Consider the following 1553-nt stretch of genomic DNA (forward strand, 5'->3'; position numbering starts at 1 on the left):
ACCACCACCGGCACCCGCCAACAACTACACTGACTGCTGCTCACAGGTGAGGAATTTCGGCGAGCACACCTGAGGACTTTCGATGAGCGCGATCATCACCGCGGTCGCGAACGAGCGGCGCCAGATCGCGACACTGATCGAGGGCTTAGACGCGGCACAGTTGGCAACGCCCAGCCTGTGTTCAGGCTGGGATGTCAAGACCGTGGCCGCGCATCTCGCCGGCTCTGTGGCCGATGGTTTGTCGGGGGCCATGTCGATGGCTTTGCGTCGCGGCAGCCTGGCCCGCGCGATCGATGAGCTCGCATGCCGTCGTGCGCAGTTGCCGGCCGCCGACATCGTTACCATGCTGCGTCAGCGCGCCAATTACCGCTTAAGTCCGCCGGTGTTCGGGCCGGTGGCCCCCTTCGCCGATATCTTGATCCATGGCGGCGACATCCGGATTCCCCTCAGCCTCCCATTTGCGCCCGACCTCGAACAGGTGGGGATTGCGCTGGATTTCCTGACCGGGCTATGGCCGTTTGGCTTCGTGCCCCTGGGCCGACTGCGGGGCATCTCATTGCGCGGCACCGACATTGATCGGTCCTGGGGTAAGGGGGCAGAAATCCGTGGGCCCGTGTCAGCCTTGATGATGGCCGTTAGCGGCCGCACCGCACTGCTGGACAACCTCGACGGGCCTGGACTGCCTGCGTTGCGCCAACGGCTGCAGTCTGCCTGACCGCTCTCCCCTCGCCCATCATGCGGGAGGAATACGGCGGGATCGAATATGGCGGGTTACCGGTAACCGGCTCACTATTCGTTATTGTGTTGTGCACCAATATATTTCGCGTCCGATCCGTTCGCCGATAACTCGGCGGTACGTACCGCCACCCAACAGCTTCTGGCCGCATCGTTCGGGTACCCGGTACCGGTCGGTAACGCCGCACGCTGGGGCGCGACGCTCCCCGGTCTATCGCGGACCGACAATGGCGCCCGGACCCGGCGCGATGTTGTCCATGGTCGTCCTTAGGGGACGCAGGAGCGTTCATGGCTATAGCCATAGCGACTACCCTCGTAGCCGGGATAGTCAACGCCAGCAATGAGATTGACAACCAGTGAAACTCGAGACCAAACGCACCCTCGCGTTCGCAAGTTGTCGCAACACCCGTCGCCAACACCAAGCAGGTGATTGCGGCGGGCCACTTCTCCCGGCTGGGAATACGGCCGATTCGAATAGGGCGGGTTACCGGCAATCCGCTGCACGAAACTAGGAATTCGCTTCAATATCCTGCCTGGCGTATTTCACGAAGAGATTTATGCTCGCGGTAAGTCTGTCCGTGTACTCAAGTGTAGGTTGGTCCACATCCTTCGAGTTTTTAAGTTTCAAACTTTATGACAAAGCATGGTTGTAGACATTTGTCCCGCCGTTCACTACGTCGATCGAGGCGCTGACTGTCAGCGACGAACCGACTAGCCTGATGGCAGCTAGACATCCCAGGTTCGTAAGTTGTCAAGCGGCTTGGGTGTCGGGGGTGTTTTGACGGTGTGCCCAGGCTTTATGTTCGTCGTAGTGGGTT

1 protein-coding gene is annotated in these 1553 nt (G+C 60.5%); it reads left to right on the forward strand.

Annotated elements, in window-relative coordinates; all coding sequences use genetic code 11:
- Positions 1–82: 82 nt before the first annotated feature.
- Positions 83–715, forward strand: a complete 633-nt coding sequence (locus AAHS21_RS31930) for a maleylpyruvate isomerase family mycothiol-dependent enzyme (protein WP_342931257.1) — start codon at positions 83–85, stop codon at positions 713–715.
- The last annotated feature ends 838 nt before the right edge of the window (positions 716–1553 follow it).

This window comes from Mycobacterium sp. 050272 (assembly GCF_039023525.1).
Classification (GTDB): domain Bacteria; phylum Actinomycetota; class Actinomycetes; order Mycobacteriales; family Mycobacteriaceae; genus Mycobacterium.